This window comes from Coleofasciculus sp. B1-GNL1-01, assembly GCF_040220235.1.
GTDB lineage: Bacteria > Cyanobacteriota > Cyanobacteriia > Cyanobacteriales > Coleofasciculaceae > Coleofasciculus.
In genome coordinates, this window is the sequence record NZ_JAVJTO010000026.1 from 40483 (window position 1) to 55331 (window position 14849).

The 14849-nt window shown below is 47.0% G+C and carries 11 protein-coding genes and 1 pseudogene; 6 read left to right on the forward strand and 6 right to left on the reverse strand.

The window, feature by feature from the left end; all coding sequences use genetic code 11:
- Positions 1–103 precede the first annotated feature (103 nt).
- Positions 104–2044, reverse strand: a pseudogene (locus RID53_RS06010) (CHAT domain-containing protein); the annotation flags it as partial.
- On the opposite strand from RID53_RS06010, the gene RID53_RS06015 reads away from it, so the two are divergent.
- Positions 2022–2591 (forward strand): hypothetical protein, encoded by a 570-nt coding sequence (locus RID53_RS06015; RefSeq protein WP_446387253.1) that lies wholly within the window; start codon positions 2022–2024, stop codon positions 2589–2591. The pseudogene RID53_RS06010 and the gene RID53_RS06015 sit on opposite strands and share 23 nt — an antisense overlap.
- 295 nt (positions 2592–2886) lie before the next feature.
- Positions 2887–3057 carry a hypothetical protein gene (locus RID53_RS06020; RefSeq protein ID WP_446387254.1) on the forward strand — a complete coding sequence of 57 codons (171 nt, stop codon included), beginning with the start codon at positions 2887–2889 and terminating at the stop codon, positions 3055–3057.
- 114 nt (positions 3058–3171) lie between these two features.
- Here the strand turns inward: RID53_RS06020 and RID53_RS06025 are convergent, their stop codons facing one another.
- From RID53_RS06025 to RID53_RS06040, 4 genes are all read right to left on the reverse strand, one after another.
- Positions 3172–3444: a CopG family ribbon-helix-helix protein gene (locus RID53_RS06025; RefSeq protein WP_446387255.1), complete on the reverse strand. Its 273-nt coding sequence runs from the start codon at positions 3442–3444 to the stop codon at positions 3172–3174.
- 247 nt (positions 3445–3691) lie between these two features.
- Positions 3692–5401: a bicarbonate transporter BicA gene (gene bicA, locus RID53_RS06030; RefSeq protein WP_446387256.1), complete on the reverse strand. Its 1710-nt coding sequence runs from the start codon at positions 5399–5401 to the stop codon at positions 3692–3694.
- A gap of 320 nt (positions 5402–5721) precedes the next feature.
- Positions 5722–8184, reverse strand: a complete 2463-nt coding sequence (gghA, locus tag RID53_RS06035) for a glucosylglycerol hydrolase (RefSeq protein ID WP_446387257.1) — start codon at positions 8182–8184, stop codon at positions 5722–5724.
- Between the two features lie 311 nt (positions 8185–8495).
- Positions 8496–9233: an LmeA family phospholipid-binding protein gene (locus tag RID53_RS06040; RefSeq protein ID WP_446387258.1), complete on the reverse strand. Its 738-nt coding sequence runs from the start codon at positions 9231–9233 to the stop codon at positions 8496–8498.
- Positions 9234–9517: 284 nt separating this feature from the next.
- Between RID53_RS06040 and RID53_RS06045 the strand changes: the two genes are divergently transcribed.
- Together RID53_RS06045 and RID53_RS06050 are read left to right on the forward strand one after the other, a co-directional pair.
- Positions 9518–10285, forward strand: coding sequence for a pseudouridine synthase (locus tag RID53_RS06045; RefSeq protein ID WP_446387259.1), 768 nt, complete (start codon positions 9518–9520; stop codon positions 10283–10285).
- Positions 10286–10327: 42 nt separating this feature from the next.
- Positions 10328–11119 (forward strand): helix-turn-helix domain-containing protein, encoded by a 792-nt coding sequence (locus RID53_RS06050; RefSeq protein WP_446387260.1) that lies wholly within the window; start codon positions 10328–10330, stop codon positions 11117–11119.
- A gap of 28 nt (positions 11120–11147) precedes the next feature.
- On the opposite strand, the gene malQ is transcribed toward RID53_RS06050, so the two are convergent.
- The gene (malQ, locus tag RID53_RS06055) at positions 11148–12656 is read right to left on the reverse strand and encodes a 4-alpha-glucanotransferase (protein WP_446387261.1); all 1509 of its coding nucleotides are present in this window, start codon (positions 12654–12656) and stop codon (positions 11148–11150) included.
- Between the two features lie 158 nt (positions 12657–12814).
- Between malQ and RID53_RS06060 the strand changes: the two genes are divergently transcribed.
- Both RID53_RS06060 and RID53_RS06065 read left to right on the forward strand, forming a co-directional pair.
- On the forward strand, positions 12815–13243 hold the full coding sequence (locus RID53_RS06060) for an NUDIX domain-containing protein (protein ID WP_446387262.1): 429 nt from the start codon (positions 12815–12817) through the stop codon (positions 13241–13243).
- Positions 13244–13435: 192 nt separating this feature from the next.
- Positions 13436–14752 carry an FAD-binding oxidoreductase gene (locus tag RID53_RS06065; RefSeq protein ID WP_446387263.1) on the forward strand — a complete coding sequence of 439 codons (1317 nt, stop codon included), beginning with the start codon at positions 13436–13438 and terminating at the stop codon, positions 14750–14752.
- Positions 14753–14849: the final 97 nt, after the last annotated feature.

Here is a 14849-nt window from a genome sequence, read left to right on the forward strand (position 1 = left end):
ACAGGGGGGTCTTTATAAAGTACAGCATCATAGAGAATTTGTATGAGGCGATCGCTTGATAGACAAGTCGTGCAATTTGTTATTCCTATTCGGCTTTTTAACGCTATTGAGCATTCCCAATTAAAATAAAGGGTGACCAATAGAAGGGATGACGATCAACCTGTTGAAGTTTTGCCTGACGCAGGGCTTCACCTTTACTCATCCCTTGGTTGAGATTTTGATAAAATTGGGTCATAATTTCGGAGGTTGTTTCATCCTCAGCATTCCACAAACTTGCCATGACTGCTTTAGCACCTGCCCGTTCAAATAAGTAGGCAATACCTGCAATTTCTCGCCCGTCTGATTCTTCTCGCAAGGCTGTTTGACAGGCGCTGAGGACAAGAAGTTCTGTATTTTTCATGCCTAATCGCGCAGCATTGGCGATGTTGAATGGTTCATCGGCAAATAGGAGGGTATTGGGTTCCATATCGATACGACGCACACCATTACAGTCTTCTTTTTCTCCTAGACAACAACCCTCAAATTCAAAACAGCCGTGAGTGGCAAGGTGGATAACTGGAAAGCGAGAAGCGTGGTATTTGAATCTTTCGACAGTGGCGTCATTACCCAGATAGATTTCACTTCCAGGGAGGAGGTTGGGCAGATTTTTGATTTCAGCTTCTGCACCGGGTAAATTATAAGGTTCTTCTGGGATGGGATTCCCTAATCCTAACGCCCCACGCTGTAAAGATGGAGAATTTCCGGTGTCTGCCAATTGCAGGGAATTGACACTTAAGCGAGTGAAATAATTGATCGGATAGTCTTCAATTAAGAATTTGCCTGTGTCTCGGTTGTAGAGGGTTTCAAAGGGAATATAGCGTAGTTTACCTGTGGCGATGATGGCAATTTGCGTCGGAGATAATGTCTGGATTTGGTCTTCAATGGGACGAATTAATAAGTCGTAGAGTTCGCTACCCCTGTCGCGGAAGCCTGTGGCATAACGGTCTTGCAATATCTCTCGGTAGTCAGTGATTAGGGTATCTAGTTGATCCGGATCGACGGGAACTTTTTTGACCGTGATGGGTTGGTCTTTCGTCAGGATAAAAATAGCGATATTGTTGGGAACGTTGTTTATATTAGTCAGCAGGACGGGCTGAATAACGACTGTACGATCAGGAATACTGGCTTGGAGTTTTTCAAGATCATCAGGCGTGGTTTCTAGAAGTTCAGCGATTTCAGGATACTGGCGCGAGAGGTCTTCCGCTTCTTGGTTAACTTGTGCCTCAAATTCCCGAAATTGGCGAGAGCGTTCCTCAGAAAAGTTGGCTTGTAATTGCTGGCGGAGGAATTCTAATTGCTGATTTTTTTGATTCCACTGGTCTAGAGAGTTTTGGGCTTGGGGATTACTCACTTGGGCATCAATGAGGCGGGTGTAATCAGCGAGTTCGGCTGTGCTGTAAAGGTTAATCCATTCAAAAGCTTGTTTGGGTTGATTTTGGTCAATCAAGAGATTCGTGAGAGCAATTACACTACCTGGCTCATTTCCTAAAAATGACGGTCGATTTCCTCGCTGTAAACCCTGACGCATTTCTAGGGTAATGGTCACAGCTTGGTTCAAGTATTTTAATGCCTTTTGCGGTTGTCCAATGGCACGGTAGACCGCACCAATATTACTGAGAGTAGCGGCAACACCTGTGCGATCGCCTACTTCCCGGCGAATGGGTAAAGCTTGGTTATAGTAGTCTAATGCCTTCTGCGGTTGTCCAATAGCATGGTAGACCAAGCCAATATTATTGAGAGTCGCAGCTTTACCTGCGCGATTACCCACTTCCCGAAGAATGGGTAAAGCTTGGTTATAGTAGTCTAATGCCTTCTGCGGTTGTCCGATGGCATCATAGAGCGCACCAATATTACTGAGAGTAGTGGCAACACCTGTGCGATCGCCCACTTCCTGGCGAATGGGTAAAGCTTGGTTCAAGTATTTTAATGCCTTCTGCGGTTTTCCGATAGCATAGTAGACAGCACCAATATTATTGAGAGTAGTGGCAACACCTGTGCGATCGCCTCTCCTCAATTACGCCAGACAACACCCCAATGCATGGCTATCCCAAGGGATACAATCCTTGGTTAACTTTAGTTCAACTCAGTTTAATTCGCTGCAATTTTTAGGCTCTCTCACTGTCGAAATTGTGATTGTATTATGGGCATTAACCGCACTATTTTGGTTAGCCCAATGGCAAGCCGATACCGATGCTTGGTTAGATGCGGTTAACGAAACCTCGACCCTACCGATTATCACCGTAGTTGCCCCAGACAACACCGTGTCCCTGGGACGCAAACTGGACAATCCCTTAGTCAATCCGTCCGGTTTCCGGATTATCGGCGATCAAGATTTATATCAACGACTTCTGGGTAAAGAACTCACCGATACCAGCAATCCCGAAACCCCAAGAGTCTGGCGTTTACTCATTGATCGCGACGGTTATTTTTACATCTTTCCAGCTTTGCCCGATAAACGCGATCGCGCGTTAAGTCCACCTGTTGTGATGATGTATGAAAGTGACGGAGGCGATCAACTAATGATTCTCAGTCCTCCAACCTCCCGGAATTAATTTGTTTGTCCAAAGTCCAAAAAGTTAGATGTAGGAGCGGGTTTAGGGAATCAATCCAGCTAGTCACCGATAATGGAACAACAAAACCCGCCCATTCCGCCATCGCCAGACAATCAATTAATTGCAAATTGGACAACAAAACCCACCGGATTGTTACCCGCGATCGCACCTTGAAAATGTCGGGGTGAAAGGTGGAGTCGGGCGGGTTTTGTCGAAAGATGAGGGGTGACTCCATTAATTTTGTCCCTAAACCCGCCCCTACATTGGATTTTCTGTGCCGATATCAGATTTTCCTATGAACCTGAAACCCGATAATAAAACCCACCTGATTGCTAAGCGCGATCGCACTCACAAATGTCGGGGTGAAAGGGTGGAGTCGGGCGGGTTTTGTAGAAAGATGAGGGGTGACTCCATTAATTTTATCCCTAAACCCGCCCCTACATTGGATTTTCTGCCGCCACTCTAATTCTTCATTCCTCCTCAAGAGGCGTATCCCGTAGAATACTGTCAATGTCTCGCATCCCTGGCAGAATCCGCAGAATTTCTAGGCGATTCTCCTGGACAGCAAGGGAAAGAAAAACTAACTGCATGGGGCGGGTTTTTCATCCTCCATTCCCCAGGAAGAAAGCCAAGCTTCCACATCATCACCCTCAACCCACTTAGCTTGTGGACTATCAGCAAGGGTAACAGCTTCTTCAATCATCTGAATTTGCCAGCTTTGCTGCTCCACATATAAAGCAATTGCCTCCGCCGCCAGCCAGGATTTGCTGCGTTTTGTACTCAAAGCTAGGGCATTGAGTTTTGCCTTAACCTCTGGTGTTAATCGGACGGTGACAACTTCAGTTTGAGACATACATTGCCTTGTTTATTGACCAGTTTAATCTAAGTGTATACTATGTATACAATCGCATCAAACCGTGTTGAGCTTGAACCCAGTCCTTCCTGCATGACGGCTAATAGAGATACAAGAGTACACCCGTTGTCCATTGATGGGACAGTACAAGCGCCACATTGACCATGTTATCCCCGTAATGCTATAAGAAATTTTGTTGATTAGTCAGCGCTTCAGCTTAAAGCGCTAAAGCGCAAACTACAAACTCTTAAGCCTGGGAACGGGTGAACTGGTCTCCCTTTTCCTCATAGCTGAAGCCTTGTTTTTCACGAACGATCGCTAAACCCTCTTGCAGTGCTGTCAAGCGATCGCCCATCCAGTGATGTCCGGGAATTAAACCAGCAATCCCCAATTTTTCTAACCGACTTTTTATCTTCCCGGTTGCGCCAACAACAATCACCTCTCGTCCTTCATCGATCGCCTCTTGAATCGCATTTTCGATCGCCAAGGATGACGTTACACCCAGGATAGGAACTTCACCTAAATCGACAATCAAAACATCATAATTGGCAATAGCGTTGTGTTCTCTGGAAATGGCTTTGGCTACACCAAAAATCATCGGTCCACTCAGATGGAACAGTAAAACTCGCCCATTCGCCACATCTAAAATGTACTTTTCTTCGTCAGTGAGAACAATCTGATCATCCGCATCAGTAATCGCTTTAACTGCATTTGATTGTAGTTTTGATAGGTTTTCGATGGTTAATATATTCGCGATAAATACGCCAACGGCTACAGCGATCATTAAATCCACAAACACCGTTAGCAGTACCACACCATAGACAATCCCCGCTGCTTTCCAAGAGATTTTGTGAACCCGCTTGAGAAAGCCCCAATCAATGATATTCATCCCAACTTTTAAAACAATTCCAGCTAAGACAGCCAGGGGAATAGCAGAGGTTAAAGGAGCCGCCCACAACACCACGATAAACAGCACTAAAGCCCGACAAATACCCGATAACGCCGTGCGTCCACCTGCTTGGATATTCACCACCGTCGCTGTTGTTGCTCCAGACCCGGCGATCCCACCACATAGACCCGTAATTAAATTAGCAACACCTTGACCAACTAACTCTTTGTTGGACTTGCACTCTTGTCGAGTTAGACTTTCGGACACGAGACAGGTTAACAGGCAATCGATAGAACCTACTGTCGCCAACACAATTGCATTAACGAACATTAACCGCGCATTTCCGGGTGTAAAAGCAGGCATTTGTAGCTCAGGTAAACCCGGTGTAATTTCTCCAATCGTGCCAATTGTGCGAATCTCAACACCACTAAAGAAAATCAGCGAAATGGCTGTCCCAATCACTAAAGCCACCAATTGAGGCGGCATCACTTTTTTAAATTGGGACGGGTACAAGAACAGAATCGCTAAAGTGATGGCTCCTAAAATCGTTTCCCAAGGATCGATATTCGTGATTAAAGTAGGCAGATTTTGGATTACACCAAAGACACCCCCAGACGGAGTTTCTTGTCCCAAGAAAGGAGCCAGTTGCAGAAAAATAAGAATCACGCCAATTCCGGTCATAAATCCGGAAATGACGTTATAGGGCAACATGGTAATATATCGCCCCAATCGTAATACCCCAAAGATAATTTGAAAGACTCCTGCCATCATCACCACAGTAAATGCCAGGGCGAGATAATTGTCCGGATTATTCGCTTGAAGTCCAGCAATTACAGCGGTTAAAATAACCGTCATTGGACCGGTTGGTTCAGAGATAAGGCTCGGTGTACCGCCAAATAAAGCGGCAAAAAATCCAACTAATATTGCCCCCCACAACCCCGCCGCCGCACCAGCACCTGAAGCGATTCCAAAGGCTAGTGCCATGGGTAAGGCAACAACAGCCGCCGTCAACCCGCCAAAAATATCTCCTTTGAGGTTACGAACGTGAATTTGATTGGTTATTTGCATGAAATAGTTTTCTCGATTAACAAATTACTGTTACCCAGAGGAATAACTTATAAGTCAAAAATTACTGATGTACTAGCATCTGTAGGGACATACCCTATCCCCACCCGAAGCCAGGTTGATGCATAAGTCCTCATCTATTGTTAGTGAATACCCACAAGGAAACTTATGATTTCCATAGAGTATATCATGGTCATTTTACAATTTGCAATAAAATATAACGGTATACAGACAGATCCCCGACTTCTCCAAGAAGTCGGGGATCTTGCTTAGAGACTGTACCTCATCAACCACCAAATCTGCTGTATGTCCAAAACCCTAGACTATTCGGGCTTACTCACTCGCTTTAACAGCACCGCTTGAGAATCGGCTAACTCAAAGCAGCGTAAATCTGCCAAGCGATCGCCACTATCTAAACCCGGAGACGCGATCGCGACTTGCCATTCGTTCATGTCCAATTGCAGCCAGTCTCCCACGGTAACTGTCATTGGTTCTCCTCCCATGTGTGCGACTATGGCGATTTGTTGATCATGATCATCAGGATTACTGCGAACCCCGTAATATACCGTCCGTTCCTCATCACTGATTTTATTGAATCGATCAATTCCAGCTAAATTGTGACCTAACCAGGGATGAGCATGGCGGAAACGACGCAAGCTAAGGTTATACTCTGTTCTCGCTGCATCAAGCTTGTCCTCATAGTGAGAGACATTACACAGCTCATAACAGTCTTCCATGAACATCAACGCGAATGACTTGAGCTTTTCAATAGTCAACCCTTTCAAGAAACTCACCATTTCTGGCTTATTCAACTTTTTCAGCTGTTCAATATCACACTGATCCGTATTGTCTCCCAAACAGAACTGGCAAGCCTGGACCACTTCGGCGAGATTGTAGTCCTTTTCAGTCATGGCAACTTGCAGCGCCCTGCCAAACTCCCGCAATTCCTCTAGCTGACTAAATCCCAAGGACTTCAACCGACTGAAACTTTCCGGTGCGTCATAGAGTTCGGGCGTCACTTGCCAATCCAAGAAGCCAATTTCCTCAGAAACCACCTTGACCCCATAGCGTTCATCGGTATTGCGGAAAAACATCCACGGGGCGTGCATTGTCGCATTGATAAAGTCCATGGGCAATCCGGGACTGAACCCATACACCCACAGCGTCACCGCCGGGTTATCATAAGCATTATTTAACACCTCTGGCAGCGTACTGCCTAAATTCCAATTAATCTGGGCATCTAGCGGAATTTGATTACCTCGGCGCACGGTATCATGATTACCACAACCCGTGATCCAATGATCTCCTTCAAAGATTACCTCACAAACCCGTCGCCATTTGCGATCCCAAAACTTTTCCAAGGCTGGGGTGTTATGGGCAAAAATCAAGGGTCCCCATTGGAACGATTCCGGTTTCAGGTTAATTAATTCTCGGTACGTCGAGATCTCTTCCCACCCTTCTGCGGGCCACGGACGACCATCTTCAAAAATGGTGAATAAGAGTCGTTGATGCCCTTCAATATCCTGAACCACATCACTCATCGCCAGTAGATAGGCATCATCATATTCCACCAGTCCAGACAGAGGATTAAAGAAGCGGAAATCTTGACCCCCATCAATACGCACCCCATCAGCGCCCGTGTTAATTTTACGCCGCTGCATTTCCAAAAACATCGCCCGTACCGTCGGTAACTGATGGTTCAAGTCTTGACCGTACATATTCGGACCTTTGAGGAACTGGCGATGCAGGAGTAACTCCGATTGGTTATCTGCATGACCATACACCAGGTCATAGATAATTTGAATTGGACCGGTGGGAAAATTATGCAGGGTAGCGATAAAGTCTACCAATTCATCAGGACGCAAGCTACCCAAAAGCGCTGCATTTGTAGCACTCGATCCCAAAATTGGCACGTCATAACCCCAATCCTGGGTATGGGGTTTAGTCAGTTTAATTTGCAGATCATCTCCCTCTTCAGCCGTACAGACAAAAAATTCACTTTCTGGACTGTATTCGTCTCGGTACTCAATCGTGGGTTCTATGGGTAATAGCTGAACCGAGTCGTACCCCACATAGTTTTCTTCGGCTGGGGTTAAGGGGAGATTTCCAGCTAATTTACTGGCAATTTGGCGATAAATACGGGTTAATCCCTCAACCGTTCCCTCTTGAGAGGCGGTGCCAATATGAAGCTGTAAAATGTTCCGGGGGGCTGGCACACGCGGAAGCGTTAGGGGATCGGATCGGACACTGGTGGTTTTGAAATAGTCCAGATCGGCTCGTTGTTTCTGTAAGCTTGCCATATCATACAGTTCCGCCGGTCCAAACACCCCATAAGGCATGGAATAGGGAATCGTATCCCGAATCGCTTGTAGGTTCCCTTGCTGATCGACAAAGCGCAGCCAGTAGAACGATCCCATCTGCTCACGGTTCCCGGGGCGCATCCCAGCGATGACACCCCAATGGTATTCCCCTTCTTGTTTTAAGAATAAGCGATCGCGACGAAAGGAGACGGTTTGCTCAACCGCCCGACAATCAATCGGCTCAAGGGGGGTTAAGACTTCCAGATAGATTTCCATCTTCCGCATCACCTGCGCCAACAACCGAGGTGTCCAGAAGCCAATTTCGGTTAACCCATCAGCACGGTAATGCGCCCCCAAGCGTCCGGCTATGGCTTGAGCTTTTTCAAAATAGGTGGCGTCTGAATGCTCAATGGTAGCTGCCCAATCTACTAGTTCTTGCGTGGCATCTTCCACCAATTGAATGGACGGTTTAGTATCAACTTTCACAGTAACTTAATCTCCCAACCATTACCCAACTGCTGTACGGGTGACTAAATCCTGACATTTGGGATCGGTTTACCTGTACGGCAATTCCCGTCAAGTTTAACAGTCCTACAGCTTCTCTGAGAGTAAAACACGTTTCTAGTTGCTCCCAACACTCTGAAGGATGAAATCCAATTAGGTGGGAAAATTAAAGTTAACGGCGTCATTCGTCATTCGTCATTCGTCATTCGTCATTCGTCATTCGTCATTCGTCATTTGTCATTCGTCATTTGCTCCCCCATCTCCCCCAGCTTCCCCATCTTCCCCAACACCCATCAGGGTATAACTCTAATACAGCCGCGACAAATTAATTGTCCTGGGGTTAGAGTGAGTTCTTCGAGATCAACCTCTGAGCCTAAATCAATCGTGAAATGTTCTAACGTGATCGGGGGCTGTTGAGCGTTAATGTGAATCTGGAGGGGGTGGAGTTGCAGTTGTTGAGGTGTTGCCAGTTGAATGCCCGCATCAACCACAATGGAGGTTTCTCTCGTCGGATGGTGGATCAGTGTTCCTTTGAGAGTTAGTCGCTCCCCATCAATAGTAATCTGCTGCCAGTTCATTTTAGACTCACCTAGGGGTGGATACTGATCCGGTCGATTATAAGATTTAATAAATGTATTCAGTAAATCCGTTAAAGCATTTGATAATAAAGGAGCGCCCAGAGAGGCTTGCAGGTCGCTCTCTCGCAGGATGAGTTGACCCGTAACTGGGACAGGTTCTAGGAGTTGTAAGGGTTTGCCTTTAAACACCTGAGTGAGATTGAAGCGAATATTTGTACCATCTAGCTGGATTTGCGACAGGTGCAGTCCTTGATAGATAGCCCGACAAGCCGCAATCGACACCGTAGGAATGTGTCCTCGCAGAATTTGCCGATCGCGACCCATCAGCTTAAACTGTAGTGTTTCTACGGCATCCACTTGCGATCGCAGCCATAATTGCACGGCGGGGGATACCACTGTGCTAATCATCCGGCTGCCTTTGTCTGTCCCAGCTTTTGATTTATTAACGCCCATTGCCACAATTTCGGGTCAATCCTGTATTCTGACACAACGGGGATAGTCTCCGAGCAAGGCAATGAGCAGGTCAAAAAACCAAACGCTTGCAATTCTCCGCATTCTTGTAATATTTGTACATGGTCTATTCTGGTCAGGGCTAGAAGTGGACTGATTCTCTCCAGCTACCTTAAAAAGCCGGAGAGGTTTAACCAAACTCCTGCTGGATACTATAAGGATGGAGATCAACTTGGAACCAGCACGATCTGGGTCGAGACGAACTAGCTTACACAGGTAGTCAAGCCATGGAGGAAAGAGTACAAAAAATTATTTCACAGTGGGGTATCGCCTCACGGCGTCAAGCTGAGAAAATGATCGTAGCCGGACAAGTTCGGCTAAATGGCACTGTGGTGCAGCTAGGGCAAAAAGCGAATCCGGAAACGGATTTGATTGAAGTTAATGGCCAACGGCTCAAACCCAGTAATCGTCCTCAGGCAATTTATCTGTTGCTCAATAAACCCGTGGGTGTAGTCTCTACTTGTCGGAATTATCGGGTGTGTAATACCATTCTTGAGGAGCGTCGTACAGTTCTTGATTTACTGCCAAGCACGATTAGACAAGGTCAGGGTATCCATCCGGTGGGACGGTTGGACATGGAATCTACAGGAGCGTTAATTCTGACAAATGACGGAACACTGACCTATAAACTTACCCATCCTCGCCATCACGTTCCCAAGACGTATCGGGTTTGGGTCAAGGGTCGTCCTTCTGAATCAATTCTCTCGGCTTGGCGTCAGGGTGTGGACTTGTCGGGTAGAACCACTTTACCTGCTCAAGTTCGAGTCCTCAAGCAGCAACCCGATAAAACACTTTTAGAAATTGTCTTGACAGAAGGGAGAAACCGCCAAATTCGTCGAGTTGCTGACCTGCTAGGCTATCCAGTAATCCATCTGCACCGCACGGCAATTGGTCCGATTCAATTACAACGACCAGGTGAACCGATACTGCTCAGTGGTCACTACCGTTATCTTGAAGAATTTGAAATCCGCTTCCTCCACAACCGAGTTCACTAACCCTTACGAAAACGTGCCAGCAGATATCAAGGAGTACCGTGTATGAAGGAGAATACGAGTCATTTGCAGCAGGAACAAGTTGAGAAGCTCGAAGAAATAGGCGCTCGCCTACGTCAGTTTCGCCTCGAACAGTCGATTACCTTAGAGGAAGTTGCGGCTCAAACCCGAATTCAGGCACGGCTTTTACAGGCGATTGAAGACGGAAAAATCGACCAGTTGCCAGAGCCTGTATACATTCGCGGCTTTATCCAGCGATTTGCCGAAGCACTGGGACTCAACGGTGCAGAACTTGCCGATTCTTTTCCCGTGGGAGCGAGTATCCAGTTGATCAGACCTCGTTGGCGGCATTTACCCGCTGCTCAATTGCGACCGCTTCATCTCTACCTGCTCTATATTATGTTGGTGATTGGTTCGGTCAGTGGTTTATCTCACATTCTGAGTCGCTCGGCAGTGCAAGTAATTGAAGTTGACAATACCCCCTCTGCCCAGCAGTTTCCGACACCAAAAAAGCCCGAACCCAGACCACCGAAACAGTCCCTTGATATGAACCAATCGGCGGAAATTAGTCACGCCAGCCAAGATGGTAAACCCGTGCAGGTGGGTGTTACCCTGAAGGCTCAGTCTTGGATTCGAGTCGTTGTGGATGGTAAAACCGAATTTGAAGGCGTCTTGCCCGAAGGCACCCAGCGGACTTGGGTGGCGGATCAACAACTGATTGTCCGGGCAGGTAATGCCGGAGGCGTCCTGGTCGAGTTTAATGACCAAAGTGCTAAACAAATGGGCGCCCCCGGTGCGGTTGAGGAAATGACCTTTGCGGCTAATCCTCGGTCTTGATCGTCTGTTTGCTCAACAGGTATAACCCTCAAGAATCATGCGGTGTCCGACCATAAGTATAAATTAGGGTTTTGATGCGATCGCGCAATTGATCCGTTAAGCTCTCTGCTCGATAACGCCATTTCCAGTTTCCCTCAGATGTACTGGGACGGTTCATTTGGGCGTCTGCACCCAAATCCAAGAAATCTTGGAAGGGAATCATGGCAAGATTAGCGACGCTGCTGTAGGCTAACCGGATTAAATCCCAATTGATGCCTTCATCACTTAACCCTCCTAAGTAACGAATCGCATTTTCTCGTTCATAGTCGGGGATCTGGTTAAACCAGCCGATTGTCGTGTTATTGTCGTGAGTCCCGGTATAAATCAGACAGTTGCGCTCTATGTTAAAGGGTAAATAGGGATTATCTGGACCGCCACCAAAGGCAAAATGCAAAATCTTCATCCCCGGAAACCCAAATTGATCCCGCAATGCCTCGACTTCTGGGGTAATTACACCTAAATCCTCAGCGATAATCGGGAGTCCTTCTAATTCCTGCTTGAGGACTTTGAAAAATTTAGCTCCTGGTCCTTTGACCCAGCGCCCATTCATAGCAGTGTCTTCACCTTGGTCAACCTCCCAATACGCCTCAAAGCCGCGAAAATGATCGATTCGCAGCACATCGACGTACTCGAACATCATCTTCAGGCGCATGATCCACCAGTGATAGTTATTATGTTCCATGCGTTCCCAGTCGTAAATCGGGTTTCCCCACAATTGACCGGTTTCACTGAAATAGTCTGGGGGAACACCCGCCATCAGCGAAGGTTCGCCTGTTTCCTCATCAACGGCAAACAGGTCTCGGTTTGACCAGACATCAGCGCTATTATGGGCGACATAAATCGGGATATCACCAATAATCTGGATATTATGGTCATTGGCATACTGCTTCAACCATGACCACTGGCGGAAAAACTCAAACTGGAGATACTTTTGGTAATAGATGCGATCGCTTAACCGTTCTCGCCATTCTTTCACCGCTTTGGGTTCGGCTTTGGCAATGTTTGGCTCCCACAAATGCCAACTCACATCATCAAAGGTGTTGTGGAGTGCCATAAATAAGGCATAATCATCCAGCCAATAGGCGTGACGCTGACAAAATTGCTCGAATTCCTCTTCTTGTTCCGGGGACGCTTCCCGCTGAAAGCGATCGCAAGCTTTGACCAGAAGCGATTTTTTCATGGGAACGGCTCGGTCAAAATCGATAGAATCCGGGGGAAACTCAGGTAAATGAGCGAGATCTTCATCCGTGAGTAGCCCTTTCATTTGTAGTTGTTCTGGGCTAATCAACATCGGGTTTCCAGCCATGGCGGAGTAAGACATATACGGCGAGTTACCAAACCCCGTGGGTCCGACGGGCAAGATCTGCCAAAATCGCTGATCGCTAGCCGCCAAAAAATCAATAAATTGATACGCTGGTGAGCCTAAGTCCCCGAATCCATAGGGACTGGGGAAGCAAGTGGGATGCAGCAAAACACCACTCGATCTAGGAATCTGCATAGAAATAGACCATAGTACAGCAAAGCAAGTCCTATCGACATTAGCACGCTAGGGAGGCGTTAAAAAAGAGCGATCGGGGTAGATTTAAATCTGTCACCAGAGGTATTCTGAAAACAATACACCCATCGTGATCGCTACCCGTTACCTGAACTTAGCTTGTGACTTACCGAAATCCCGTTCCCACCGTCGATATTATTGTCGAACTCATGGATCGACCCTCGCGACCGATTATTCTGATCGAACGCAAAAATCCCCCCCTAGGCTGGGCAATTCCTGGCGGCTTTGTCGATTACGGGGAATCGGTGGAAACCGCAGCGGTTCGCGAAGCGAAGGAAGAAATTGGCTTACAGGTGGAGTTAATTGAGCAGTTTCACGTCTATTCGGCACCTGACCGCGATCCGCGTAAGCATACCCTGAGTATTGTATTTCTCGCCACGGGGACAGGCGAACCCCAAGCCGCTGATGATGCTAAGAATTTGCAGATTTTTAATCTGTGGGAGATTCCCACGAATCTATGTTTCGATCATGACCAGATTTTGCGGGATTATCGGTATTATCGCCATTATCAGGTACGACCTCGTTATTGAGGAGCTGGGGAAAATGGGGGAGATGGGGTAAGCTGTTCGGCATTTAAACCGTAATGTCAATAATGAATGGCGCAATCCTTGTAGTGCGAGCATCTTGCTCGCTACTAATACCCAATTCAAATGCATAACAGCTTAGCAAATAACCAAGGACGAATGACGAATGACGAATGACGAAGGACGAAGGACGATCCAATGAATGCGATCGCACAAACTCTAACCCCGATTGTAGGTGACTCTAACATCTACCAAGGGGATACTTTACCTCCGCTATGGCGAGAGCGACTCCAGAAGGCGTATGGCGTGGAAACGATTACCAGTACATTGGTTTGCCCTACCACAGTTAAACAGCTTTGTCAAGTAATGGAGTCTGCCAATACCCATAACTGGCAAGTTCTCCCCGGCGGAAATGGGAGTAAATTAGCCTGGGCGGGTGTCGGTAAACCCGTGGATTTGGTGATTAGTACCCAAAACCTGAATCAGGTGATTGATCATGCGGTGGGTGACTTGACGGTAACAGCGCAAGCGGGTGTGAAATTGGCAGATTTACAGCCAATACTGCTGAAAACGAATCAATTTTTGCCTCTCGAACCCGCCTACCCAGAAGCCGCCACCCTGGGTGGAATTATTTCGACGGCGGATAGTGGCTCATGGCGACAACGCTATGGTGGGGTGCGGGATATGCTATTGGGGGTTTCCTTTGTCCGCAGTGATGGACAACTTGCCAAAGCTGGGGGACGAGTGGTGAAAAATGTGGCAGGTTATGACTTGATGAAACTGTTGACGGGGGCGTATGGCACCCTGGGAATTTTGACTGAGGTGACGTTTCGCTTGTATCCCGTACAGGAAGCCTCGGGGACAGTGGTACTCACCGGAGACGCTGACGCGATCGCATCAACAACTAAAACTTTACTCGCTTCCGCCCTAACCCCTACAGCCGTAGATTTACTCTCGTCTGGATTAGTTAAACAATTAGATATCGGTCAAGGGATGGGCTTAATTGTACGCTTCCAAAGCGTCACCAAAAGTGTACAGGAGCAGTCGTCCCGTTTACTAGAGGTGGGGCAACAGTTGGGACTACAAGCCACACTTTATCAAAATAACGATGCAGCGAGTCTATGGCAATCATTACCAGAACAAATCTGGGGAATGCCCCAATCTACCTCGATTACTTGCAAAATAGGAGTAGTACCAACAGCGGCAGTTATGACGTTAACTGTACTGGATACTCTCACCTCTGGAACGGGATTAGGGTTAATTCATGCAGGAAGTGGCTTAGGAAAAATGCGGTTTGAACCCGAAACAGTGAAACCTGAAACGATTTTAAAGATGCGAGAGCATTGCCAATCCCACAGTGGCTTTTTAACGGTACTAGAGGCTCCAATTAGTGTAAAGCAGCAGCTTGATGTTTGGGGATACAGGGGTAACGCTTTAGATATTATGCGTCAAATTAAACAGAAGTTTGATCCGAAAAGCCTTTTAAGTCCTAATCGATTTGTCGGAGATATTTGAAGACAGAAGTCACAGAAGCAGATTTGACCCTTCACAACTCTCAATGGAACCTGGTTTTTACGAATGTAGGGGCGGGTTTTACTATTATCTTTTATTT

Coding starts and splice junctions, on each gene's coding strand:
- RID53_RS06065 (WP_446387263.1), top strand. CDS start 13,436: ATGAATGCGATCGCACAAACTCTAACCCCGATTGTAGGTGACTCTAAC.
- bicA (WP_446387256.1), bottom strand. CDS start 5,401: ATGCAAATAACCAATCAAATTCACGTTCGTAACCTCAAAGGAGATATT.
- RID53_RS06050 (WP_446387260.1), top strand. CDS start 10,328: ATGAAGGAGAATACGAGTCATTTGCAGCAGGAACAAGTTGAGAAGCTC.
- RID53_RS06045 (WP_446387259.1), top strand. CDS start 9,518: ATGGAGGAAAGAGTACAAAAAATTATTTCACAGTGGGGTATCGCCTCA.
- RID53_RS06040 (WP_446387258.1), bottom strand. CDS start 9,233: ATGGGCGTTAATAAATCAAAAGCTGGGACAGACAAAGGCAGCCGGATG.
- malQ (WP_446387261.1), bottom strand. CDS start 12,656: ATGCAGATTCCTAGATCGAGTGGTGTTTTGCTGCATCCCACTTGCTTC.
- RID53_RS06020 (WP_446387254.1), top strand. CDS start 2,887: ATGAACCTGAAACCCGATAATAAAACCCACCTGATTGCTAAGCGCGAT.
- RID53_RS06025 (WP_446387255.1), bottom strand. CDS start 3,444: ATGTCTCAAACTGAAGTTGTCACCGTCCGATTAACACCAGAGGTTAAG.